Raw genomic sequence first — 26,012 nt, forward strand, 5'->3', positions numbered from 1 at the left:
CTGTATGGGCAATTCGCGAATCGCCCCTACTCCATACTACCTCTTTTCTGGAGATGTCTATTGATTTATGACTAATTCAAACTCTAGTCTTTTATTCCTATTAAAGAAACACAATTTCCAGCCTTATATACAACGTTTTTTGCAACTACCAATAGTCAATATTACTATTGGTATCATCATAATTTTGTCTGTTATATTAACCATAGTAGAATTATCTATACCTGAAAAATCACCCTATCTATTAATATGTAATACATTTAGTAAAATATTCACTATATTATTTGTTATAGAATTAAGCTTCCGGTTTATAGTTGCCCCTAATAAAAAAGTTTATTTTAAAGAATACTGGTTAGATATACTAGCTATATTACCATTACTAAGAGTCTTCAGATCCATTAGAGCTTTACGACTATTACGCCTATTAAGAATACTCAGATTATCTCGTTTTTTCAACCGTTATGCCAGCACCTTTCCCTATATCTTACAAAGAGGAATTAAAGAATACCTAATCGTTGTTGGACTACTGCTACTAACTATTATGTTTGGTAGTGTTGCTATCCTAGTATTTGAAGGTAGTAGTAACCCAAACTTAACCTCCCTAGAAGAAGGATTTTGGTTTAGTGTTTATTCTCTATTTGCTGGCGAACCAATTCCGGCTTCACCATCCTCATTAGGAGGAAAAATAGTTGGAGTTTTTGTCATGTTTATGAATGTTACTATCTTTGCTATGTTCACTGGAACAGTATCAGCATTTATGGTAGATAAAATCCGTAGAGAGGATGATATTGTGGACTGGGAAAGCTTTAATAATCATACAATTATTTGTGGTTGGAACCGCAAAGCTGAGATTATAGTTCGAGAATATAAAGCTGCTGGTAAAAACGAAGGAATACCAATTATTGTCATAGCTGAATTTGATGATGAACCTAATTTTATTGCTCCAGATTTAAAATCTCGAATACAATTTCTCAAAGACGATTTTACCAAAGTTACTGCTTTAGAAAAAGCGGGTATAAGTCGAGCTGAAACTTGCATTATTTTGTGCGATAAAACTCATAGTCGTAGCGATCAAGATGCAGATGCTAGGACAATTTTAGCTGCCTTAACAGCCGAAAAATTAAATCCAAATGTTTATACTTGTGCTGAATTACTTAATCGTGAATATGGCTCTCATTTAGATATGGGTCATGTTAATGATTATATAGTTAGCCAGGAACAAAGTGGTTTTCTATTAGCTCAAGCTGCTTTGAATAGAGGATTAATGGGTGTATTTTCAGAATTACTAACTTATGAAAGGGGAAATCAGTTTTATCGGATAACTATTACTGCTGAATGGGTAGGGAAAACTTTTTTAGACTTGTTTATACATATTAAGCAAACTCATAACGCTATTTTAATAGCAGTTTCTCAGCCTCAAGGTAAGTTTAAAATTAATCCCGATCGCTATATATTTCAGGAAAAAGACAATTTAATTGTTATTTCTACTAGGGAAATAAAATTATAAATTTGATGATTTTAAGCGATGGGTTTAAATTTTTTTTACATTAATCGCAGTCTGATAAAAACAGCTGATAACTTAAGTAAAGCAATCCTGAATAAGTTACACTAAAATCAAAAATACAGCATATTTTATATAAGTGCAGTACACCATTAGCGGGCAAGATACTTGCACCATAAAAGCATTATTATTAATGTCTTTAACTTTATATACTCACAATTTACTATAAATAGAAATAATTGCCATATTTTAAGAATAAATAATTTAAAACTTAACAGCTTTTTCTGGTGTAGCTAAAAACTCTCGCAAGCGAAGTAAACTAAAAGTCTGACCTAAATTTAGAGGCAACATAGATATTCCTTCTAAACGAGATTGTATCCAACCATCTCCCCAATACCACTCGTGAAATCCATCAATACCTTGACTAAGTAGCAACCTCAAACAATTCGACCCTACTACATCAACATAATGTTTAATTTCTATTACACCAACCATACTTTTAAACTCTAAACCCTCAGATAATTGTTCTGGTAGTCCAGGAGACAAGCGCTGAGGCCACAACCATATTTGTAACTTGGATGAACGTAGCAAACTCTCTCTGATAGTAGCTTCAGTAGCTTCAATCTCAATCCGTAAATGGCTTTTTTGGAAAGTACCTAACATAGCAATATAGTAATATAATTTTTGAATTTATACTTAGTATCTTTTTCTCAAACAAAACTAGAAAATTACAAATATCTAGGCTAACATTATTTTCCAATAATTAGGAATTAAGTTAAGCAAATTTTGGATGCAAATCGATTAATTTTTATAATTTATGATTATGTATTATAGGAATAAATTTTTTCTAAAAATAATATTCATCGTAAATTTTATAACTAAAGAATACTATCTATAATATATCATTATATCTAAAAGCTTAGACTAACACAATAAACATCAAAAAAACTTAGCTCGAAAACAGGCTAAATTAGCCCGTAAGAAGAAAGATAGTATTTCAAGAGAAAAAGCACGATCGCTAGTAGCTAAAGTTCACGAACGTATAAGTAATGCCCGTCAAGACTTTCTACATAAATTATCAAGAAAAATAGTCAATGATAATCAAGTAGTAATTGTTGAGAATCTGAACATCAAGGGTATGGTTTCCTACGGAATGCTGCGCAAACGTAATCACAACCTAGCTCAAACTATCTCTGATGTGGGTTGGGGAATATTTATCAATTTTGTTGACTATAAACTGCAACAAAAAGGTGGTTTATTAGTAGAGATTAATAGATGGTTTCCTAGCTCTAAAACTTGCAGTAGGTGTCTGTATCAAATATCAGAAATGCCATTAGATGTGAGAGAGAGAGTGGACTTGTCCGAGTTGTGGTACTCACCACGACCGAGACGAAAATGCGTCCAAAAATATAAGGGCAGAAGGCATCAGGGAAATATCGGTCTTGGAAGGACTGCTGCTGTTCGCGCAGCGTCCCGTAGGGAAGGAGGGGAAGTAAGACCAAAAGGTGGACGTAAGTCTGTCTTGAGGCATTCCCCTTTGAGTTTAGAAACCCCATCCCTCTGTACGGTGGGGTAGTTCACCAGGAATATTCCAACAGAGTTATGATAAAGAAACTCATAATTATTAAGAAATGTAAGGATTTCAATGGCAGATAGACTAATTAGAGCTACAGCAGCAGAAGGTGGCATTCGTGCTGTTGGTGTAATTACCACCCGTTTAACTGAAGAAGCAAGACAACGACATAAACTTTCTTGGGTGGCCTCTGCTGCTCTTGGCCGCACAATGGCTGCTGGATTATTATTAGCCTCTAGTATGAAAACCCCAGAATCAAGAGTCAATATTCACGTCCAAGGCAATGGTCCTCTCGGAGGAGTACTTGTAGATGCAGGACTAGATGGAACAGTAAGAGGCTATGTAGACAATCCTACAATTGAGCTGTCACCAAATAAAATTGGCAAATTGGACGTCGGAAAAGCTGTAGGCAACCAAGGCTTCTTATACATAGTAAAAGATGTAGGTTATGGCTACCCATACTCTAGTACAGTAGAGCTAGTATCTGGAGAAATAGGAGATGATATTGCTCATTACTTAATTACATCAGAACAAACACCATCCGCTTTAGTGCTAGGAGTATTTGTAGATAAAGAGGGTATACAAGCAGCAGGAGGACTTTTGTTACAAGTTATGCCCAAAGCAGCCATAGATGAAGAATTAGTCCAAACCTTAGAATCTCGTATAGCCTCCCTCTCAGGGTTTACTCCATTGCTTCGAGCTGGCAAAACATTACCAGAAATTTTGCAACAACTTTTGGGAGACATGGACTTAAATATATTTCCCGAAAGTCAAATAGTTCGTTTTCATTGTGGTTGCTCTTTTGAAAAAGTGTTAGGAGCATTAAAAATGTTTGGTGTTGATGAACTAAAAGATATGATTGAAAAAGACAATGGTGCCCAGGCAGTCTGCGAATTTTGTGGAGAAGTATATCAAGCTAGTCAAAAAGACCTTATACAACTAATTGAAGACTTACAACAACCATTCACAGAAATTCCAGTTGGACAACTACGCAAATCATCTTCATAAATTTATTCTAAGAATTCAGAACACATAATCAATTTTTGTCTTCTGAATTCATAGCTGTATAGAACTAATTTGGTATCTTGTTAACAAGAATAAGAGAGGCATTGGTTCAGTAATGAAATATCAAATTTGAGGGCTAATTTTTCTGTTAAAATTCATGCTCAAGATAATTACTATTCATAATTATGAATTATAGATATTAAATAAGTTTGATCTTATTATTAAATATGAGTTTTCCAGATTAGCTATCAAATTCAGTTTTAATTTTTTCGACGGGAAAATTTGCCAAAACTCCTGATCTTAACCGTTCTCTCAAATATTTGATTTTCTGTTCAGAACTAAAATATAATTATTGTATATATCAAGGTTGCATCTTTCGCCAAAATAGTGTATACATAGAAACCGCGAAGAATTGGAGCCTAAATTTAACTTTGTAGATAAAGGCTTGCTTATTATTAGGTTAAACCAACCGGAAAGTCATTAAACATGAAATATATCTGTTACTTGCTGTTCGGGATAAGTAGTGTATATGAATGAAAAATACAAAACAATAGGCCGTTGGCGGACACTACGCCAGATGAAGCAAAAAGACCAAGCCCAATGGCAACTACCTGAACGTAGGAAAAACCGCGAAGAAAGACTGCAACAACTTAGATCGAATGGCAGTCAGATACAAACATACAAACATCCGGCAAAACCTTCCACTCTGCAACAACATTCAGTTTCTCGAATAGAAAAAACTAAGCAAAAAAGCCCAAAATCTGCAAACAATACTTGGCCGATAAAATGGCTATTTTGGATAGTACTATTGGTAATAGTTCCAACTGGGGCAGGTATAACAGCCATATCAGCTTTATTCAAATTACCTTCTCAGGCAGATTGTGAAGCAAGTTACTGGCCAACCGCATCAGCAAGCAAACGTCTTTATTGTGCTCAGATATTAGCTACTTCTCCCACAGTAGATAGTTTACTTCAAGCAATTAATTTAGTAGATGTTTTATCAAATGACCATCCAATGCGTCCAAATATTGATGGTTACATTGAACGATGGTCGGAAAAAATATTGTCCTTGGGGGAATTAGCTTTTCAAGATGGAAAATTAGAAGAAGCTATTAAAATTGCCCAAAAAGTACCTCAGAAAGTTTCAGCTTATCCACTTGTAGAAGAACAGATTCAAAATTGGCAAAAAACTTGGACTAAAGCTGAAACAACCTATAAGAAAGCTCAAGAGCATCTACGTCAGGAAGAATGGAATCAAGCTTCCATGGAAGCTTCTCGTTTATTGTCAGTACCAAATGTACATTGGGAAACGAAAAAATACCAGGAACTAATTAACGACATCAAAAGAACTCGCAAAGAAGGTAGCAAATTAAACCAAGCACGAGAGATAGGCGAACAAGGTGGACTAGATAATCTCACGAATGCTGTCAAAAAAGCTCAAGCAATTGGAAAAAATAGCTATCTCTATCAGACCGCTCAAAAGTTAATACTAAATTTGGGCGAACAAATAGCAGATATGGCCTTAGTCGAACTAAATGAAGGAAATTGGCAAGAAGCACTTAAGATAGTAAATAAAGTTCCAGAAAATGATGTCCTAGAGGAAAAAGTAAAAGATCTAGAATTATTAGCTCGTGCCCATTCTCCAGCTAACCTGGGTACAATAGCGGGACTTGAAGATGCTATTGCTCAAGCTCAAAAACTCAAAACTGAACGACCTCTTTACAGCAAAGCTCAACAGTTAATCAGTATTTGGCAACAAGAAATTGCAGATGTCAAGATTATAGAAGAAGGAAAAAAATTAGCCCAACCAGGAGGAATTAGCGATTTAAAAGCAGCGATCGCTAAATTGCAGACTGTCCCTCCTTATAACCCTCGTGGACAAGACGCAACTACTTTGATAGGAGCTTGGAGTAGACAACTACAGCAGCAGGAAGACCGGCCTTATTTGGAAAAAGCAGAAAAATTAGCAAGTTTTGGTGATATTAGTTCTATACAAGCTGCAATTGATGAAGCAAGTCAAATTGGTAGGGGCAGAACTCTATATGAGGAAGCTCAACAGAAAATCCAAAGGTGGACACAAAGAGTTCAACGGTCTCAAGATCAACCAATTCTTGATAATGCAGAACGCCTAGCATCCTCAGGCAATTTAGAACAGGCAATTCTTATAGCACAACAGATTCGAGAAGGAAGAGTTCTATATTCCCAAGCTAGCTCCAAAATACGGCAGTGGCAATCTCAAAAAGAGGCAGAAGAAAATTTAGATAATGCTCGTCAAGCAGCAGCATTAGGTACAGCAGATGGTTATGGTCAAGCTATAAGTTTAGCACAAAAAGTGCCAACTTACAGTTCCAGGCAGTTTGAAGCTTCCCAGTTGATTAATCAATGGGGTCAACAAATCTTATCGATTGCTATGGACGAAGTGAATCGAAATGTGCCACTAGCTATTGAGATTGCTAGTAAAATTCCGGTAAGTAGTATTGCCTATAATTCAGCCCAGAATCAAATTAGTATTTGGCGAACCTGGCTGAGTACAGCTCCATCTGTAGAAAACCAGACTCCATCTGTAGAAAACCAGACTCCAACTCTAGAACCAGTAGAGTATCAAACTATACCTATACCTCAAGACCAATCTCAGGAATTGAGAGAACAAAATCAAAGGACTATAACAGATGAGAGAGGCAAACCCCTAATATCTGCACCAAAGTTTGTGAATAATAATTAACTCAACTGTCCTGACCAAGATTATTGGCCATTATGGACTAATACAATATAAATAATGGCCATAAATAACAAAGTATAATTTAAAATACCAATAATCAAGCCAAGTCAATATTCACTGTACTTATGAGGTTGACATATTTCCCAATTTGTCCATGGCACGACATCGCAAGGATGCTTCAACTTCTACAGATAGTTCTTGTTCATAAACCAGGTGATGCTGTTCCCTGTATTTTGATGATAATATCGGTCTCCATCTCTTACAACATTCTCTAACTAGAGTTTGCTGGACTTCTTACCGTATTCTGTTAAAATGGTCAGTGGATTAATGTATAATCTAATTATGACTAAGCATTTATACTGAAAATTCAACTAGAATTGACAGAAATGGAGGTTTTTACCAAGATTAAGGCCATAGCTACCCAATAAATTACAGTTAGGCTAGGCAATTATTCTAGAAAGTAGGTACATTGACATCCTCTCCGGCTGTTAGGCGCGGATATTCTTACTGAGCCGTAGCTCTTCGGCGGGTAGACGCTTCTTAGGCTGCTGCACCTACACCTCTTGCTCCACTCCAGGGAGGGGATGGGGGTGGGTTATGCTTGCCTCCACGTCCGCGCACGAGTTTCCGCAATTCGCAGCTCCTCCGGAGGAGGCGTGCCCCCCGGCAACTAATAACTTTGTATCATATATTCAATCCACTTGCAAATAAAATAAAAAGTCGCCCTACAACGGCGAGGCTTTAAACCAAATTTGCTGGTAAACTATAAGCTAAGTTAAGACCAAATATTTTTCTTTGCCCTGATAAAGCTATTTTTTGATGAGGAGATAACTAACTGATGCCAAAGCTTGAAGCAATTTCAACCATAGATTCTCAAAGTGAAACTGACAAAACAATATTTGAAAGTGAAACTGATGAAACAGTAGATTCTCAAAGTGAAGCTGACAAAACAATATTTGAAAGTGAAACTTATAAATATGCCTATAGCCGAATTAATGCAATTGTGATTGAAGGAGAGCAAGAGGCATACGAAAATTATATAAGTCTGATCAAAATGCTACCAGACTACGAAGAGCAGCTCAAGAGCCTCTCAAAAATGGAAAGTCGTCACAAAAAAGGCTTTCAGGCTTGTGGCCGAAATCTGAAGGTGACACCAGATATGGAATTCGCCAAAAGTTTTTTTGAGCCACTACATAAGAACTTCCAAGCAGCAGCAAAAACAGGTAATTTAGTTACTTGTTTGCTAATTCAATCTCTAATTATTGAATGCTTTGCGATCGCAGCCTACAATATCTATATACCAGTTGCTGACCCCTTTGCTCGGAAAATTACTGAAGGTGTAGTCAAAGATGAATATACCCACCTCAACTTTGGCGAAGTATGGCTAGAAGAGCATTTTGAAGACTCCAAAGCAGAACTACAGAAAGCAAATCGCCAGAACTTACCCCTAGTATGGAAAATGCTGAACCAGGTGGAAAAAGATGCGAAGACCCTGGGAATGGAAAAAGAAGCTTTGATTGAAGATTTTATGATTGCTTATGGCGAAGCTTTGAACAATATTGGCTTTACAACTGGAGAAATCATGCGGATGTCAGCTTATGGTCTGGTCGCCGTATAGTTGATTTCAATCAAAATGGAAATTAGGATGAGGAATGAGTAATGGCGTAGCATTTAACAAAAAACTTTTTCATCGTGAAAATAATAGTTGCCAACTGCCATATACTAATTTCTGCCTGATTTCCACATATCATCAACAATAACTAACTTACTAATAATAATTACAATTTAATGTTTGGTCTAATTGGTCATCTAACTAGCTTAGAACACGCCCAATCAGTAGCAAGAGATTTAGGGTATCCAGAGTATGCAGATCAAGGTCTTGATTTCTGGTGTAGCGCTCCGCCTCAAATAGTCGATACAATTAAAGTAACAAGTATCACAGGTCAGAAAATTGAAGGCAAGTATGTAGAATCTTGTTTTCTACCGGAAATGCTAGCAGCTCGCCGAATCAAAGCAGCAACTCGTAAGATAATGAATGCTATGGCTCATGCTCAGAAGCATGGTATTGATATAACTGCTTTGGGAGGGTTCTCGTCAATTATTTTTGAGAATTTTAACTTGCAAAAGTTTCAGCAAATCCGCAATATTACATTAGAATTTAAACGTTTTACTACTGGTAATACTCATACAGCCTATATTCTCTGTCAGCAAGTAGAACAAGCTGCCCAAAAGTTAGGAATTGATTTATCAAAAGCTACAGTAGCAGTATGCGGGGCCACTGGTGATATTGGTAGTGGGGTCTGTCGCTGGCTGAATAGTAGAACAGAAGTGGCAGAATTATTATTGATAGCTCGCGAGCAAGAGCGGCTAAAAAATCTACAAGGGGAACTAGGACGAGGTAAAATTTTAGAATTAAATGCAGCTTTACCTCTGGCGGATATTATAGTTTGGGTAGCTAGTATGCCCAAGGGTGTAGCAATTGATCCAAATGTTTTGAAGAAACCTTGTTTATTAATTGACGGTGGTTATCCAAAAAACATGGCGACTAAAGTTCAGCAAGAAGGAATCTATGTTCTCAATGGTGGAATAGTAGAACACTCTCTTGATATTGACTGGAAAATTATGAACATTGTCAATATGGATGTGCCTGGTCGTCAGTTATTTGCTTGTTTTGCAGAGTCAATGCTATTGGAGTTTGAAAAGTTATATACTAATTTTTCTTGGGGACGTAATTTAATTACTGTAGAAAAAATGGAACTAATTGGTCAGTTATCCATCAAACATGGATTTAGACCTCTAATGCTTTGAAGAATGCAGAAGAAATATTGAAGTTAGGAACATTTGATTTTCTTCTAGTTCAAAAGTCAAAGAACATAGATAATTTATGTTTTCTGAACAATTAAATGAAGGGCTTTGTTAAATGGATGTATGATTTTTCTAGATTTTGAATTAAGTTTATAGCTTTCAGCGATCTATTCTGAATCATACCCATGATCAAAAATGCCCTTTTTTTCGTTTTACTTCCTCTCTCCAATACTATAATACCATTTCTCAAAAACTTTTCTACATTTTCTTGAGTAGGGGAGTGGGGGAGTTTTAAGCATCAGAATAATTAACATTAACTGAGCTGCTAATTAGCAAAAATTGATTTTTTCTGTATTAAATATTTAATAACTGAAGTTTTACTTAAGTATAGCATTAATGCATGAGAGTTGGTATCATTAATCCCGAATTAATACAATACCAAATTGTGACCGGAGCGATCGCTACTATATTTCCGGAATTTCCTAATGGCATGAAGGATCTAACTAGAAGAACCTAGTGCCGCTACGCGGAAGTCAAAATTCAGAAGTCATAAGTCAGAAGTATTGATTGGTAAGGCTTTTAGGATTTTGTAACTGGTCAGTTATTTCCGCCATTCTGCACTAGATAACTTTATTCAATGTTTGGAGTGGGAAGATATGCCTAATAATTCTACATCAAAATTTCGTCCAAGAAAACATATTATTTCTCTTGGTTGGTTTAGCTTTATAATGATTAGTAGTTTTACTGGTATAATTAGAGATGGAAATTTTGGGAGCTTACCAGTAAATTTTTTAATTGGTAGTATTCCGGTGGCTATTGGTCATAATGTCGATATTCAGAATCAGAAAAAAGAGCAGAAATTGCTCTTAGAAGAACAGGAAAAACGTAAATTAAAACTAATGGAAGATTTAGCTCTGAGTCAAACATTGTTGGAAAGAGCAGAAAATTTATAATATTAAACCAATTTCAAAAAATATCGTTCAACCATTGCTACTAATTTCTACATTCCAACAAAGAATAATATCAAATCCAGTAGCATTGGTATAATTAGGATTTGCTGAAAAAGTCTTTTAGTAGGGGTAGGAGACAGGAGACAGGAGACAACCCACCCCTAACCCCTCCCTGGAGGGGAGGAGCGGGTAATTAGCGAGGAGTTAGGAGTAGGAATCGTCAGAATGATTTTTCTGCCCAACTATGCGCCTAAAATACGCTCCTTTTTAAGCGTTCTATACTGAAACAGGCGCACTGCAATTCGACCCCAAAAAAGCTAAAGTCTTTATATGTCAATGCTTTTAGATTTAATCAGCAAGCCCTAATTAGTTAGGACTCAGGACTCAGGACTCAGGAGGGAAGAGAATTTAGGAAGAGTTATGCTCTGGCCTTCAGATGAAACATTTCTTGATACCGAATTAAGCAGATTTGATATAAAGGGTTTAAAATAAAATTCCATACTACTAGAATTTTTACTTTCAATACCTACATTTTATTGTCTGGAATGTAGTATTAAGCAGTTAAATGAATTGACTCGAGAAAGCATAGGATTTCTTCAAAAATATTTGTGAAATTTTCCTCCTTTCATTTAAAATCTGGATTGATACTTGAGAGGAGAAAATATTAAATTAACTACTGTACCCTTATGACCATCAAAATCAATTTCAGCTTTCAATTGTTTAGAAAGAATTCGCACTAATTTTAACCCTAAAGAAGAATGATTTTTCCACTCAAAATCTGGTGGAATACCAATGCCATTATCTTTAATTGTAATATAAACTTTTTCTTGTTTATCTTGATGTAATTCAATACATATTTCTCCAGATTGATTATTAGGAAAAGCGTGTTTAAATGAATTAGTAACCAATTCATTAATTAACAAACCACAAGGAATTGCCGTTTCTAAATTCAGAGTTATTGCTTCTACATTAATTATAGGTTGAATTAGACTTTCTCTGTCCGCGTAAGAACAAAACAAATTATCTATCAAAGCATGAATATATTCACTAAAATCAACTTGCCCTAAGTTTTTTGACTGATAGAGTTGTTCATGGATCAAAGCCATACTTTGAATTCTATTTTGGCTATCAGCAAATAATTCCTGCACTTTTTTATTTTCAATATAATCTGACTGTAAATCTAATAAATTAGAAATAATGTGTAGGTTGTTTTTCACTCGATGATGAATTTCTTTGAGCAAAATTTCTTTTTCTTGAAGAGAATTTTGAATTTGTTCTTCTGCTTTTTTACGATCGCTAATATCAATACAACTACCAATATAACCAGCAAACTTACCATTGAGATTAAATCTAGGAACCCCTTGATTTAAGACCCAACGGTATTCGCCATCTTCTCTTCTCAAACGATATTCTATGCTAAACGATTGATGGGTATAAAAATTTACCCGGTAATTTTCCAAATAATGTTGCACATCTTCAGGATGAATTCCCTGTAACCAACCTTTCCCAACTTCTTGTTCTAAGTTACGCCCGGTAAAATCTAGCCATCTTTTATTAAAATAGTTAAAAAGACTATTACTTCCAGACATCCAAATGAATACGGGGGCACTATCAGCCATCATCCGAAAACGTTTTTCACTTTCGCGCAATGCTAATTCTGCCTCTTGATGTTCTAGAGCACTGACAAAAATTTTCCCAATAATTTTTAACAGATTAATTGTAGATTTTGTCCAACTGCATAATTTACTTACTGTATCGAAACTGACGAAACCAATTAATTCATCTCCAGAAACCATAGGAATGCACAACAAAGATTGAATTGATTGTGCTGATAATATTCGTTTTTCTCTGCTTGCTTCCAGAGGTAAATTGGAAACTAATGGTATATGTACGACCTCAAATTGACTGAGTTTTTCCATGATCCATGGTAAATAATCTATAGGAAAATTCTGTTGAGCTTCAATTTTAGCTTCTGTTTTTGTAGCTCTCCATTGGTAAGTATTACTAACTTGAATTTTATCGCTACTTACTAAAAACATATAACTACGATCTGCACCTATTAACTCACAAAGTTGTTTTAATGCTATTTGGATACTACTATTAATTTCATTAGGATTAAGGTTAATAAAGCTAGTAGAGATATTAGCAACAAGTTTTTCCAACTCTAGTTGTTGCTTGAGGGTTACTTCTGCTGCTTTGCGATCGCTAATATCTTTATGAGTACCAATCATTCTCACTGGTTTGTCTGCTTCATCCCTGACTACCACTTTACCGTAAACTGCTATCCACTTCCATTCACCAGATTTAGTTTGTAACCGATAGTCAAAAGCATAGATAAATGAACTATCTTCTAAGTGCAAATTTAAAGCATCAATTACCCAAACTTTATCCTCTGGGTGAATTAGCATTTCCCAAGAATTTATCTTCTTAGGAAGATCGCCTGCATCGTAACCTAGCATTTCTAACCATCGATAACTATAATAACACTCGCCTGTGCTAATATTCCAATCCCATAACCCATCACCTGAAGTTTCTAATACTAATTGTAATCGTTCTTGAATTAGTTGTAATTTTGTATCTACCAGTTTATCTTCACTAATATCTTGTGCTATTCGAGCTATTTTATCAACTTTCCCTGCCTGATTTTTGATGGGAAAAGCACGAGTCAAAATCCAACGTATTTCTCCATTAGGTAGCATAATACGATATTCTTGTTTTTCTTCTACTTCCGTAGAATTTGCTAAAGCTTCCGCTACTTTTGGGCGGTCTTCTGGATAAATCGCATCTAGAAAAGAGTGGGGTGATTTGTATAACTCATCGCGACGATAACCCCATATTCTTTCATAACTAGGAGAAATATAAAAAATTTGATTGTTTTGAGGATCATTTACCCAGAAAACGCTATCGATATTTTCTGCTAGTTGATGAAATACATCTTGACTTTCTTGTAATGCTGCTTCTATTTGTTTGCGTTCGGTAATATTTAATACTGTCCCGAAAAGTTTTATTACTTTACCTTCTTCATTAAAAATAGGTTTTCCTGTAATTGATATATATTTTAGTTCACCATCTGGGCATAAAATTCGTTGATCGAGTTGATAGCTTTGACCTTGATTAATTGCTAAATCAATTGCTTTTTGTATTGCTGAAAAATCATCATAATGAACTAATTGAAAATAATGTTCCATCGTTACAAAAGTCGATTTTTGTTGTATGCCAAAAATTTTGTATACTTCTTCTGAGCATATTAATTGACTTGTAGTCAAATCATTTTCCCAACTGCCTATACCAGCAATTTTCTCTGCTTCTATTAATTGTGCTTGACTATGAAGAACACTTTCTAAAGTTTCTTTTTCATCTGTAATATCTCGTACCACTGCATAGATTAAATTTTCTGTTAAAAAAGGAACACTATTCCAAGCTAACCAACGATACGAACCATCTTTAGTCCGATAACGGTTCTGAAATTTTATAGCTTTAGCACCATCAGTAATATTTTGGACTTCTGCAAGAGTAGTATCTCTATCTGCTGGATGTACAAACTCAATATAAGCTACTGTTAATAGCTCTTCAGTCGTATAACCTAAAATTCTTGACCAACTTGAATTAAGCTTTTTAAAATAACCATCAGTACCAAAAACTACTAATAAGTCAAGAGAAATATCAAAAAAGCGATCGCCTTCTCTACAATTATTTTTCAGACCTTCATTGATTTGATTAAATGATTGTACTAAATTTTCAATTTCCTTAAACCAAACTATTTTTGAAGCTGAGGAGAAATCTTCTTCATTAATAATATTATTTTGAGATGCTTTTAATAATTTATAGATTGGTTTAGTTATCCAGTCAGAGATTAACATCCCTAAGTAGATAACCAAAACCATTACTAATAAACATAAAAAGATAGTTACTTTAACTTTTTTATTGATTTGTGGTGCAAATTCTGATTCTGGCACAGCCACTACAATTAACCAATCTAAACTATCTTGATTTTTGCTTGGTCTCAATTCTACAAAATATTGCTTATTGGCAACTTTTAATTCTAAATATTTTGTATTTTTAACATTATAGTAATTTTCTTTTGTCTCTAATAATTTATTGGCTATTTCTTGAATTAATATCTCACTAGAATTATCTAATGATTGATTTGAGTGACTAGCGACAACTATCCCAGATTTTTCTATAAGATAAATTACATTTGATTGAGTCATACTTACTGTCTGAAGTAATTTATCAATTTCTGAAATAGGTAACTCAACTGCTAATACTCCGATGAGACTATTATTCCGATCGTAAACTGGATAACTAGCTAAGATTGCTTGTGACTCTGGTGAATATTCTGAATTATCAACTTGATTCCAGACTGGTTTACCTGTTTTAATTACATCTCTATACCAACTTTTTGTTTGATAATTATATTCGTGATTTTTAGATATTTCTGTGAGATTTTCTGAACTTGACTTAGTCATTAAGTTTGTGACTAAACTATTATCCTTTTTTCTCTTTACTCCCACAAATTCTCCTTTTGTCGTACCAAAATTAATCTGGCTGACATTGAAGCGTTTTATTTGCTGAAAAAACAAATCCTTGATTTTGATTAAATCATTAGATTTTAACCATTCTAACTTAATTAAATCTTGGTTGATTGCATGAATTAGACTAGGTATTTCTAAATAATTATCTAAATTATGAGTAACAGAACTACCTGTTTTACTGTTAAGGTGACTGGCTAATTGCTTAACTGCTATTCGTTCTTTTTTTAAAGATGTCCTGGCAATAAATAAGACTGTAATTAACGTGGGAGTAATCAAAGATAAAAATATAACTACTCGTAGTGATACCTTAATTCTTTTATGAAAAATAGTATCGATCCAAACTATATAATTACTCAGTTTTTTTATCATTTCTTAAGTTCATCTACTCAGAATAATTATTTTTTTTTAATAAGAATAACTTAATTTATAGAATAAGAATAAACTCGGTTGCGCCCTTGAGATTTAGCCTCATAAAGTGCTGAATCTGCCTCTTTAATTAAATCACTAGGCTGAGAGTTAGAGTCAGTGTTCCATGATAATGATGTTCTAGTAGCAACTCCACAACTAACTGTGACACAATTACTAATTTTTGAACCTTGATGAACAATAGCAGCATCTTTAATACTTTTACAAATTTTTTCTGCTACATAAACAGCTCCTTGTAAATCTGTTTCTGGTAAAACAACTACAAATTCTTCACCTCCATAACGAGCTACTAAATCAGGAGAACGATTAACATTTTGAACTATAAGATCGGCAATTTTTTTTAAGCAAGTATCTCCTGCTTGATGGCCATAAGTATCATTATAAGCTTTAAAGAAATCCACATCACACATAATTATGGATAATGGCAAACCATTTTTATAAGAACGTTTCCACTCACTTTCTATAAACTTCTCAAAGTTGCGACGATTAGCAATCATTGTTAAACTATCCAAAGAAGCTAAACGCTCCAATTCTTGATTAGCTTTTTCCAGTTTTTCACTCAACATCCGTTCTTTCTCTATTTGTCGTCTTAGTTCTCTCATTGCCCATTGTGTTTGCAATAAGCGTCGAACTCGTTGACGTAAAACTGCCCAATGAATTGGTTTAGTAATATAATCTGTTGCTCCTACTTGGAATGCTAAATCAACAGATGCTTGATCGTCAAGAACTGTAATCATTAATACTGGTGGACTATTTTCTCCCAATAACTGATGTAGTTTAGCACAACAAGTAAAGCCATCCATTTCGGGCATCATTGCATCAAGTAATACCATATCTGCTAATTGTTTTTGACAAATTTCTAAGCATTGTTCTCCATTATTTGCCTCAATAACTTGATACCCATCTTTATGTAATATACGACGCAGTATTAGTCGAATAGTCTTTTCATCATCAACTATTAGTATTCGGGGTGCTACAGTCCAACAACCTGGTTTAATCATTTTATAGATTTATTTCTATTTTTTGATTGTAATGCTACTTTCACTCTATGATGTTCTTGATTCATTACTTCTGTTAATTGCTCTGCATTTTCTGTTGTGCCCATACTACCTATTGCTTCTAATTGTCCACATAGTTGAGCTAAATTATTAGCTCCAATGGTTAAGCTAAGAGATTTTAGAGCATGAGCCGCATTTCTTAATTCAGTCCCATCTTGAGCTAATATTGCTGCTAAAATTGCATCTCGCTTTTGAGGAGCTTCCTCTAAATAACTATTAATTATTTCTTGTAAAATGCTTTCGTCTCCCCCTGCAGCTTGCTCTTTTAGATATTCAAATACTGATTCATCAATAGCTGGAGTTATAAAGTTTGACATATTTTTATTGAGAGAATTGACTAAAGATAAATGATCATTCCGGTCTTCATCTTCTAATACTAGATTATTTAGTACAGTAATATTTGATTCTACTGGAACTTGATTTTCCAAATTGACAATTTGTTCTGGAATTAACTCTTGATTAAGTTGATTTGATTGTGAATCAACCTCTTTTACTGCTGCAACTATCTTCTCTTCCTTATCTTCTACTGCAAAACTTTTTGTTGGCAAATCATTTATCTGTTTTGACTTTCTATGACTAATATAATTATTTAATGCTTTGATTAATGATTCTACTCGAACTGGCTTACTTATATAGTCATTCATCCCTGCTTCTAAACACTCTTCGCGATCGCCCCGCATCGCATGAGCAGTCATAGCTACTATCCAAGGCCGTTTGACTTCAGAGAAAATTTGACAAATTCGTTTTGTTGCTTCTAAACCATCCATTTCTGGCATTCGTACATCCATGAAAACTAAATCGTAATTTTGACGGCGCAGTGCTTCTAGAGCTTCCAATCCATTATTAGCTATATCAGCACGATAACCTAATCTGTTTAAAGAGAGTAAAGCTACTTTTTGATTTACCGTTACATCCTCTACTATCAGGATGCGTAATGGTAATCCAACTTCTACTCCATCACTGAATATTGATTTTGCTTTTGAAGTTTCAGGTTTAACTGATACTCGTTGTACTCCTAGCACAGAAACTAACATTTCATATAAGTTAGATTGTTTAATTGGTTTACTCACAAAAGCTGCAAACGATGCTCTTCCTGCAATTTCTTCTGATGTCAGTTTGCCTATTGAACTTAGCATTACTAAAGGCAATCTTCTATATTCTGCCATGGATTGAATTTTCTCTGCTAAGGTTAAGCCATCCATTTCTGGCATTTGTAAATCTAGTATTGCAATGTCAAAATTTTCCCCAGAGCGGAGTAAATTTAAAGCTGTTTCTCCTGACTCCACTGCTGTGACATTCATTCCCCAAGATTCTACTTGTAGAGTAATAATTTGGCGATTAGTTGCATTATCATCAACTACAAGTACTCGCTTTTGTGTAAGTTCAGGCTGTGATTTTTTGAGCTTAGATTCAGTGTTTGTGTCAGTTGCCATTGCCATCATGGTAAAGTTAAATGTAGAACCTTTATTTACTTCACTTTCCACCCACATCTGGCCACCCATAGCTTCACTCAACCTTTTACTAATAGCTAATCCTAAACCTGTACCTCCATAAGTTCTGGTCATTGAAGCATCTATTTGACTAAAAGGTTTAAATAATCTTTCTAATCTATCTGTCGGAATTCCAATTCCTGTGTCTTTTACTGCAAATTCAATTTCGTATAGGTTGTCAACAGGTGTGGGATTTCTTTTAACTACTGAGTTTGTACTTGTTTGGTTATTCTCAATATCTTCTGAGTGAGATAATTGACTGTTAGCGGACAACCAATTTTTTCCTTTTACTGAGACAATAACTTCTCCACTCTCAGTAAACTTAACAGCATTAGAAAGTAAGTTGGCAAGTATTTGACGTAACCTTGTCACATCACCTACTATTGCTTCTGGGGTATCTTGATAGATAATATAAGCTAATTCTAAACCTTTAGCACCAGCTTGGGAGGCGACTAAATCTAAGGCTGATTCTACACAACTTCGGAGATTAAAAGGTTGGTCTTCTAATTCTAGTTTCCCAGATTCAATTTTAGAAAAATCAAGAATGTCATTAATAATTGTTAGTAATGAATCACTACTATGACGAATAGTATCTACAAAATCTTGTTGTTGAGAGTCTAATTGTGTATCCAGTAATAATCCAGTCATGCCAATTATTGCATTCATAGGAGTCCTAATCTCGTGACTCATCATCGCTAGGAATTCACTTTTAGCTCGATTAGCAAATTCAGCTTCTTGTCTAGCTGCCTCTAACTCCAAATTTTCAGTTTGTAGTTGTACTTGTCGCCGTTTTTCTTGCTCTACATAATCAGCTTGTGCTAGGGCAATTCCTACTTGTACAGCAACTGACTCTAATAAATATATCTCTTCATCGGCCCAATGACGAATGCGATCGCATTGATGTAGAACAATTACTCCGTTCGGTTCTCCTTTGTATGAGGTGCGAGTTGCTAATACTGACTTTACTCCTAATAAGCAACAAATTTCGGTATCTTTGAATAATAATGGCTCTAAGTTGGTGTTTTCACTACTAATAGCTTCGTCTTGAGCTAATAATTTTTGCAGATTATCGTTTTCCTCTAATGCTAGTGATAAACCTTGTATTGATTTATAACCTGATTCAAAATATTCTGCTACTAGAGGAATTTGTGGTGATGGTTTAACAATATAGCAATAAATTAAGCAGCGATTTACTTTAAATGTTTGACCTATTAGTTTAACTGCTGTTTGAAATATTTGATCGCTATTTAAGCTAGAACGAATTTCTCTAGTTAACCGTTTATGGAGTAAAATGTGTTTTATGTTGTTTTTTAAGGCAGCTTTTGAGGAATAACGTTCTATTTGATTTCCTACCCATTGTGCCATTAGTTTTAATATCTGGCGATCGCTCTGTTTAAAGGGTTCCAATTTTGGGTATGGACTTGCAAAACTTATAGTACCATACAGGTCACCTTCTACTATTACGCGACAGCCAATGTAAGTTTCTAGCTTAAAAAATGTTTGAGCATAAGCAGGATGATTTTGCCATTCTGAATTTCCTGCTACTTCAATACTTATTGGTTCATTTTTTTGAATTGTTTCACTACAATAAGTTTGTTTTATATCGGTTGTATCTCCTGCCTTGATCGAAAAAGGAAATCCCTGGAGTACTTGAGATGCGACTACTTCATAAGTTTGTCCCTTAATTTTTGCTAAGATACCTATTTCTGTTCCATATTGCTTTTGCCCCATTTCCAGGATTTTTTGTAAAAAAGTATCAAGATTTTGGTCTGTTTCTGAAGCTACTCTATACAAACCGCTAAGAATTTTTTCTGCTTCTTTGAGTTTAGTTTCTGTTTGTTTTTGCTCTGTAATATCAATAGCAGTACTAAGAAATCCAATAATTTTTCCTTGACTATCAAGTTGTGTTCTGATGACTAAACTTACTAATAAATGAGAGCCATCTTTTCTGATATAATTCCATTCTTGAGATGTAAAAATTCCTTGCCGTGCTGATTCTACTAACGTATCGAAATCTTTTATGGGGCGATTTAATTTCTGGTTTAATTCTTTGGTGCGTTCTATTAATTGAAGTTTGTCGTGAAATATTGTCAGGTTTTCTTTACCAACTACTTCTTTTCTATCATAACCCAAAAGTTTCTCGGCACCAGAATTAAATGTGGTAATCTGACCGTCAATATTTGTAGTAATGAGCGCAACTTCTGTTGCAGCATCCACTACCTGTTGTAAGTTAGCATTTCTATCTACAAGTTCTTGCTGTGATAATTTATAATTTGTGATTATTTCAGTGAAAATAATTATGCCACCTATTTCACCTTTACTATTATACCAAGGGTGTATTTCCCATCGTATCCAGTCTAAGAAACCGTCTGGTTTAGAAAACTGATCTTCCTCGCATTTTTGAACCTCTCCTGCAAGACAAGTTGTATAAATTTGCTTCCAGCGGTCGCTAATGTTGGGAAAAACTTCATAGTGACTATGCCCAATAATATCTTTTTCTGTTAAATTGTAATCAGTTAACCAACGCTTAGATGTCCATAAGTAGCACATATCTTGGTCTAAAATAGCTACTGCTATAGGTATATATTCTAGTAAAAGATTTTTAAAGATATCATATTTTCGCGTGTTTTTCTGTTGGTTTTCAGTAATATCACGAATAGTAATTAAGCCACCAATAAATTGATCTTTTTCATTGTTAACTGGGTAATAATCGAACTCTAATAATTTTTCTTTTTCTGTATTTATAGGAGTGGATTGTATCCCTTCATTAAAAGCATTCTTACTATTGACTATTTGAGATTTAAAAAAAATTTCAGAAGATAATTTTTTGTAATTTACAGTAAATATCAATAACTCGAATATTGACTTCCCAACAGCATCATCTTCACTAATTCCTGATAATTGTTCAAGTTGATAATTCCAATCTATACAATTATAATTAATATCAAATTTTACTATTCCATTAGTACTACTTTTTACTATTTCTTTTGTATCAGATAAATCTTGTTTAAGTAAAATATCTTCCCGGTCTAATTTTGAAATATCGCGACTATATATAATTATTTGCTCAATTTCTGATGTTTTTACAAAAAATTTTGCTCTCAAATCATATAGATTCCAGGAACCATTAATATGATAAAGTCTTGTTTCAATGTTGACTGTTGATTCTGGATTATGAATAATTTCCGTTAATTTATCTATAACAAATAAAAAATCATCTTGATGAACAAATTTAAGAAAATTTCTTCCAATTAATTCTTGCCTTTGATAACCGAATACTTTTTCAGTGGCTAAATTATTATATAAAATATTGCCCCCAATATCTATAACCGTGACTGCATCAGAATTACTTTCTATCATTAGGCGGAAGTAATCTTGATTATCAAGTAGTCTCATTGGATAAGATATATTTGAAACTAATGCTCCTAAGTTGCTGAAAGAAAATATTAAATCTACTATATTTTGATCGTACTGCCGAATTTCTCTAATATAAAAAATAATAACTGCAACAACAATATTGTTCGCTAAAATTGGAAATCCTAAAGCTGTTTGGAGACCCACTTCAGTTGCTTTTTTCGCTCGTACATAAATTGTTTCTGGTAGATTACTAATATCTTTTTCCCACTCTGGTTGTTGAGAAATCCAAATTCTACCAGCCATATCTACACTAGGTGGAAATGTTATTTCTTCACTGTAACTATGAAATTTTGTTAGTAATTCTTGAATCTCAGGTCGTCCATACCAGATTGGACTACACTCCATTCTAGTACCGTTATTATCTGGTATCCATACCTCTACATAATCTCCATCAATACTTAAACAGGCTTTATGGATTAATTCTTCTAGAAGTTTATCAAATTTTTGAGATTTGAGCTGGGCGTAAGTCATAGTAGACGAGTTTCTGACTAACAGAAATTCTTAGGTGTACAAGCTACATAACCTTTATATTAATTTTCTCTTGTTAAGGATTAATTTAGGATTGAGGATTCAATCAACTCCAGAAGTTCACGAATGGAACTATATCTGTTGAGGATATACTACACTTAACTCTTGTAGATAATAAAATCCTCATTCCTTATCTATTAACTAAAAAGTTAAAGTATTGAGAAAGTTTTTGCTTGTAGCATTCTCTCAATTGACGAGGGAAAAATGTGAGTTTTAAGCAATAAGGAATCTAGGAATATATAATGTGGTTAACCTGTATTAGATATCCTACTTCTATTGTAGCTATTTTTTGAAATTCAGTATCGGTACTTAGATTAGTTAGTAGTTATAATTTTAGACAACTTTGCTTTTTTGCTTTATATTTACCTGATAATTACTTGATCTTAATTTTTCGGAATATTCTGATTTAGTTACTAAGTTAAATTGATGAAAAATACTAAAGTTTTCAAGCAAATAATGGTTCAATATTTAAAGATTTTAATAGAATTAAAAGTCACTAATATTTAGTAAACGTTGTAAATATTAGTATGATCAAGCTATAATACTAATTTTAATATTCATTTTTTTTGAGCAGAATTTATTAAAATATGGTTGTGGATTATTTGGACACAAAATTATGGTAGTTTCCACAATTGAATATATAGTTATTAAGATCGGAAAAAGTTGAATTTTCAACTACTATAAAATTTTTATCTGGATCATAAACATTCAATAGTCCACAAAAAGCAACAGTGGTGCTACCCTGCGTTGGCTAAGCGCCTTAGCTCCTTTGTCAGAGGATAGACGCAAGCTGTCGTTTTGCTAGGACACAACTACGTTAATGGCGATCGCCAATATATTTAGCAGCATTCCCTAAGAAAAGACTTAGGGTCTTGTAGTTAAAGAGAAACCTACACCATATCCAATCTACCAAGAGAGGGGACGCTTACTCCAGTCAGGGAAAAGAGAATGCAGAAATTTTTTTGTCAAAAAAAAGACTATATAGACTATATAGATTGACAAATCATTTGAAAAAACTATAGCAATCAGAAACCAGATGTGAGAAGCTAAGTGGACAATCAATCAAGACTTCTTCGTGATTCCCAAAACTATAAATGTATAGTTCTCTTTTATAAATTATTCCTGATTGCTATATATATTTTTTAAACTTATAATTAGAATTTAAATTCATACTTTACTAGAGAGTAATTTCATACAATTAATAACTATCAAACTACTTGATTAGTGAATATAGAATTAATCCATTTCACTGTTGACTTAACTAAGCAATACAAATTTTCATACCTCATATTTTCTTATTATGATCTATGAAGGAATAGCAATAAAAATCACTCCTTCCTCTCCTTGGACTTTCCCATTCCTCAACTTCTATCCTCTAAGTTCAGTGCAATGGAATTTTTTTACTTTGAAGTCTCTAATTGAATTGAGCATCGCCAAATTAATTACTTGAATAAAGCATAGTTAAAGTTATGAGTAAACTATGCTTCTATAATTTTTATAAATATAGCTATTGATTTATAATTTATGATTACGATTGGTTCAATTTTTTTTCTTTGTTTGTTCTTGGTTTTTCCAATCTGCTAGTGCTTCTTGAGCAGATCCATAAGCTGGTGTTCCATAAGGAACTAACTCACCAGCCAAAATTGCCTCACTTAAGTTGTTATTTTTGGCTCGTACTTTAGCTATGCTAAAAATAGTATTACTCCACTGAGTAATCAGTTTTTGAGCTTCCTCATACTTAGGCTCACCAGGTAGAATTTTACGGGCATCATTTATTGCTTCAATATAAGATGAAGCTAGTCCTGGTTTAATCTTTTCTTTTGCAGTTTTGAGTAATGCTTCATTAAACCCTTTATTCGCTTTTTTTTGTTGAGTTACTTGGGGTTGCCATTCAGCGATCGCTAACTGTGCTTCTTGATAAATTGGTCGGACATTCACAGGTACTAGTTTAGCTGTATTAATTGCACCATCAAAATCTCCTTTTAATGCTCGTCCACTAGCTATATCAAGAATAGTTAAACTCCAACGTTCTATTTGATTTTGTGCTTCAGGATAAAGCGGATCGCTTTGAGAAATTTGGGAAGCTTTAATAATTGCTTTACTAAAACTAGAAGCTGTGACTGAATTAAGTTCAGTTATAGCTTCAGATAATATTAATTGATTGGCTGGATCTTGACTTTCTTCTTGCTTTGTGCTACTTTCCTTTGCAATATCAGTTTTTCCCTGAGATTGACCTTCAGAAGAAGAGACCACAGGTAATTTTGATAAAGTTACTTCTGATGAGTCATCTTCCTCCGTTTTTATAGTAGGTATATTCCCTACACCTACTGCCTGTGTACCTGCAAATATAGACTTATTTGTTAAAAATACGCCTAATAGAAGTACTAGAAAAGTTAGACTACTTCCTACAATCAACTTGTGTAAAAAATATTTATCAGAATTAATGTGTTGAGAAATATTTTCAGACATTTCTGCTTTTACATATACATTATTTTTGCTATTTATTTGAGATTCAATTTGATTATTATGACTCTTATTACCATTTACCATATTTATTTTAGTAATGTTTGTTAAAGGAGTTTTAACTGATTTTAAAACTTGTTTTTTTGTTGTAGAAGTAATTAATGAATCAACAATTAAACTTTCTTTTTCTTCCGTAGAGTTAGAATCATCGTAATTTTTTTGAGGTAAAATCATCTGATTCATTTTTTCAGCAGAATTTACTATTATTAGATGGTTTTGCTTTGGTTGTAGATATTGAGCAGATAATTCCGGTAAGCGATTACTTAAAAAATTATCTAACTCTTTGAGTGTTGTACATTTCCCATAACGTAACCCTTCTATAATAGCAGCTGTAAAAAATCCCAGACGTAGTGCAGAAGTTTCATAGGAAATTTGCTGTGGACTACATGACATTAACAGAGGTATTCCTAACTCTCTGGCTACTTCTACTGTTTGAACACCAACTTGGTTGTCCATTCCCATCAAACTATTGTGGTTAATATCCAACATAACCAAAACTTCTCCCGTAGGAGATATTTTCAAAGTTTCTAGTAGTTTTGTTATACATATTCCTGTAGTTTCAGGGTCTTTAGGATTACCATCAATTGGCATTATATAGTCTTGCTTTCGATGAACAACACCATAACCACTAAAGAAATACCAGAGAAAATTTTCCTTTTGTAATTGTTTCTGACAAAAGTCTTCTATCAGGTCTAGTATATTTTCTTTACTAGGATAGGTTGGTTGTTCCCAAATTGGTAATAAATTACTGTCTGTTAATAATAAGCATTGTTCTGCGGAAAAATTTGTTTCGTTTAACAAAAAGCTATGCAGTGCTTCTGCATCCTGTTTAGCATAACTGAGAGGTTGAAGAAACTCATATTGATTTATACCAATGGCAATACAAGCATAATTTTTCATTTAACAACAATCCTTATACTTAATCAATTGCCTCTACCCTACGATAACATTTATAGGCCATTAATAGTATTATCTATTTAGTTCATTTTAGTAATTCTTTACACTAGGACTATGGCATTAATCACAATATCCTCATCCTCTATCAGAATTTATCTCATCGTAATAGTGAACCTGTTATTTGTGATTTGTAGATTCTATGATATGTCGTTTCTCAGAATTAGTTAGGTATAGTTAATTTCTTCTGTGGCCTTAGATTTGAGATAACTCAGTTGTTACATACATAACATATTATGTAGTAAGTATAGTAGTATTAGTCCTTTAAGCAAAAACCAATAGTCCAAAAATTAAGTTTTAAATGGACATTATTTCGCATATTGTTGAATCCAATATTTTATTTTGATTTTTTTTCAAAAAAAAATAACTCTCAAAAGGCTTTCCATATATAAAATACAGCTATTTCCTCCCCACTAAAAATCAAAAATTTTGCTCAAAGGGGTTGACATACCAAAGTAGAGTTGCTAGATTAGTAAATGCGCAGGGAGAGAGGCAAACACCTCCAACCAACGCCAGAACCTAGAAAACTCA

11 protein-coding genes and 1 pseudogene are annotated in these 26,012 nt (G+C 33.8%); 7 read left to right on the top strand and 5 right to left on the bottom strand.

Going from position 1 to position 26,012, the window contains the following annotated elements:
• The first annotated feature begins 67 nt into the window (after positions 1-67).
• Complete coding sequence (locus F6K15_RS21205) at positions 68-1,504, top strand: ion transporter (RefSeq protein WP_293063972.1); 1,437 nt, start codon at positions 68-70, stop codon at positions 1,502-1,504.
• 258 nt (positions 1,505-1,762) lie between these two features.
• Here F6K15_RS21205 and F6K15_RS21210 read toward each other — a convergent pair whose 3' ends face one another.
• Complete coding sequence (locus F6K15_RS21210; protein WP_293063973.1) at positions 1,763-2,161, bottom strand: hypothetical protein; 399 nt, start codon at positions 2,159-2,161, stop codon at positions 1,763-1,765.
• Positions 2,162-2,432: 271 nt separating this feature from the next.
• Here F6K15_RS21210 and F6K15_RS21215 point away from each other — a divergent pair.
• From F6K15_RS21215 to F6K15_RS21240, 6 genes and pseudogenes are all read left to right on the top strand, one after another.
• Positions 2,433-3,074 (top strand): annotated as a pseudogene (locus F6K15_RS21215) (RNA-guided endonuclease InsQ/TnpB family protein); the annotation flags it as partial.
• Positions 3,075-3,143: 69 nt separating this feature from the next.
• A complete protein-coding gene (gene hslO / locus F6K15_RS21220) occupies positions 3,144-4,079 on the top strand; it encodes an Hsp33 family molecular chaperone HslO (protein WP_293063974.1) in 936 nt (311 codons plus the stop codon).
• A 526-nt stretch (positions 4,080-4,605) separates the two neighbouring features.
• Positions 4,606-6,798 carry a hypothetical protein gene (locus F6K15_RS21225; protein WP_293063976.1) on the top strand — a complete coding sequence of 731 codons (2,193 nt, stop codon included), beginning with the start codon at positions 4,606-4,608 and terminating at the stop codon, positions 6,796-6,798.
• Positions 6,799-7,633: 835 nt separating this feature from the next.
• On the top strand, positions 7,634-8,413 hold the full coding sequence (locus F6K15_RS21230; protein ID WP_293063977.1) for an aldehyde oxygenase (deformylating): 780 nt from the start codon (positions 7,634-7,636) through the stop codon (positions 8,411-8,413).
• A gap of 170 nt (positions 8,414-8,583) precedes the next feature.
• The gene (locus tag F6K15_RS21235) at positions 8,584-9,603 is read left to right on the top strand and encodes a long-chain acyl-[acyl-carrier-protein] reductase (RefSeq protein WP_293063979.1); all 1,020 of its coding nucleotides are present in this window, start codon (positions 8,584-8,586) and stop codon (positions 9,601-9,603) included.
• A gap of 653 nt (positions 9,604-10,256) precedes the next feature.
• Positions 10,257-10,553 (top strand): hypothetical protein, encoded by a 297-nt coding sequence (locus F6K15_RS21240; RefSeq protein ID WP_293063981.1) that lies wholly within the window; start codon positions 10,257-10,259, stop codon positions 10,551-10,553.
• Between the two features lie 626 nt (positions 10,554-11,179).
• Here F6K15_RS21240 and F6K15_RS21245 read toward each other — a convergent pair.
• From F6K15_RS21245 to F6K15_RS21260, 4 genes are all read right to left on the bottom strand, one after another.
• A complete protein-coding gene (locus F6K15_RS21245; protein ID WP_293063983.1) occupies positions 11,180-15,454 on the bottom strand; it encodes a PAS domain-containing protein in 4,275 nt (1,424 codons plus the stop codon).
• 50 nt (positions 15,455-15,504) lie between these two features.
• Complete coding sequence (locus tag F6K15_RS21250; protein ID WP_293063985.1) at positions 15,505-16,512, bottom strand: PleD family two-component system response regulator; 1,008 nt, start codon at positions 16,510-16,512, stop codon at positions 15,505-15,507.
• Entirely contained in the window at positions 16,509-21,947 is a 5,439-nt protein-coding gene (locus tag F6K15_RS21255; RefSeq protein ID WP_293063987.1) for a response regulator, read from the bottom strand. Before F6K15_RS21255 ends, F6K15_RS21250 begins: the two co-directional genes overlap by 4 nt.
• Before the next feature lie 1,596 nt (positions 21,948-23,543).
• Positions 23,544-25,427 (bottom strand): caspase family protein, encoded by a 1,884-nt coding sequence (locus F6K15_RS21260; RefSeq protein ID WP_293063989.1) that lies wholly within the window; start codon positions 25,425-25,427, stop codon positions 23,544-23,546.
• Between the last annotated feature and the right edge of the window lie 585 nt (positions 25,428-26,012).

Origin of the sequence: Okeania sp. SIO2B3, assembly GCF_010672525.1 — a bacterium.
Lineage (GTDB): Bacteria > Cyanobacteriota > Cyanobacteriia > Cyanobacteriales > Microcoleaceae > Okeania.

Excerpts from the sequence above, each read along its gene's own strand:
- F6K15_RS21240 (WP_293063981.1), top strand. The coding sequence starts at position 10,257 with ATGCCTAATAATTCTACATCAAAATTTCGTCCAAGAAAACATATTATT.
- F6K15_RS21210 (WP_293063973.1), bottom strand. The coding sequence starts at position 2,161 with ATGTTAGGTACTTTCCAAAAAAGCCATTTACGGATTGAGATTGAAGCT.
- F6K15_RS21245 (WP_293063983.1), bottom strand. The coding sequence starts at position 15,454 with ATGATAAAAAAACTGAGTAATTATATAGTTTGGATCGATACTATTTTT.
- F6K15_RS21230 (WP_293063977.1), top strand. The coding sequence starts at position 7,634 with ATGCCAAAGCTTGAAGCAATTTCAACCATAGATTCTCAAAGTGAAACT.
- F6K15_RS21225 (WP_293063976.1), top strand. The coding sequence starts at position 4,606 with ATGAATGAAAAATACAAAACAATAGGCCGTTGGCGGACACTACGCCAG.
- hslO (WP_293063974.1), top strand. The coding sequence starts at position 3,144 with ATGGCAGATAGACTAATTAGAGCTACAGCAGCAGAAGGTGGCATTCGT.
- F6K15_RS21260 (WP_293063989.1), bottom strand. The coding sequence starts at position 25,427 with ATGAAAAATTATGCTTGTATTGCCATTGGTATAAATCAATATGAGTTT.
- F6K15_RS21255 (WP_293063987.1), bottom strand. The coding sequence starts at position 21,947 with ATGACTTACGCCCAGCTCAAATCTCAAAAATTTGATAAACTTCTAGAA.
- F6K15_RS21235 (WP_293063979.1), top strand. The coding sequence starts at position 8,584 with ATGTTTGGTCTAATTGGTCATCTAACTAGCTTAGAACACGCCCAATCA.
- F6K15_RS21250 (WP_293063985.1), bottom strand. The coding sequence starts at position 16,512 with ATGATTAAACCAGGTTGTTGGACTGTAGCACCCCGAATACTAATAGTT.
- F6K15_RS21205 (WP_293063972.1), top strand. The coding sequence starts at position 68 with ATGACTAATTCAAACTCTAGTCTTTTATTCCTATTAAAGAAACACAAT.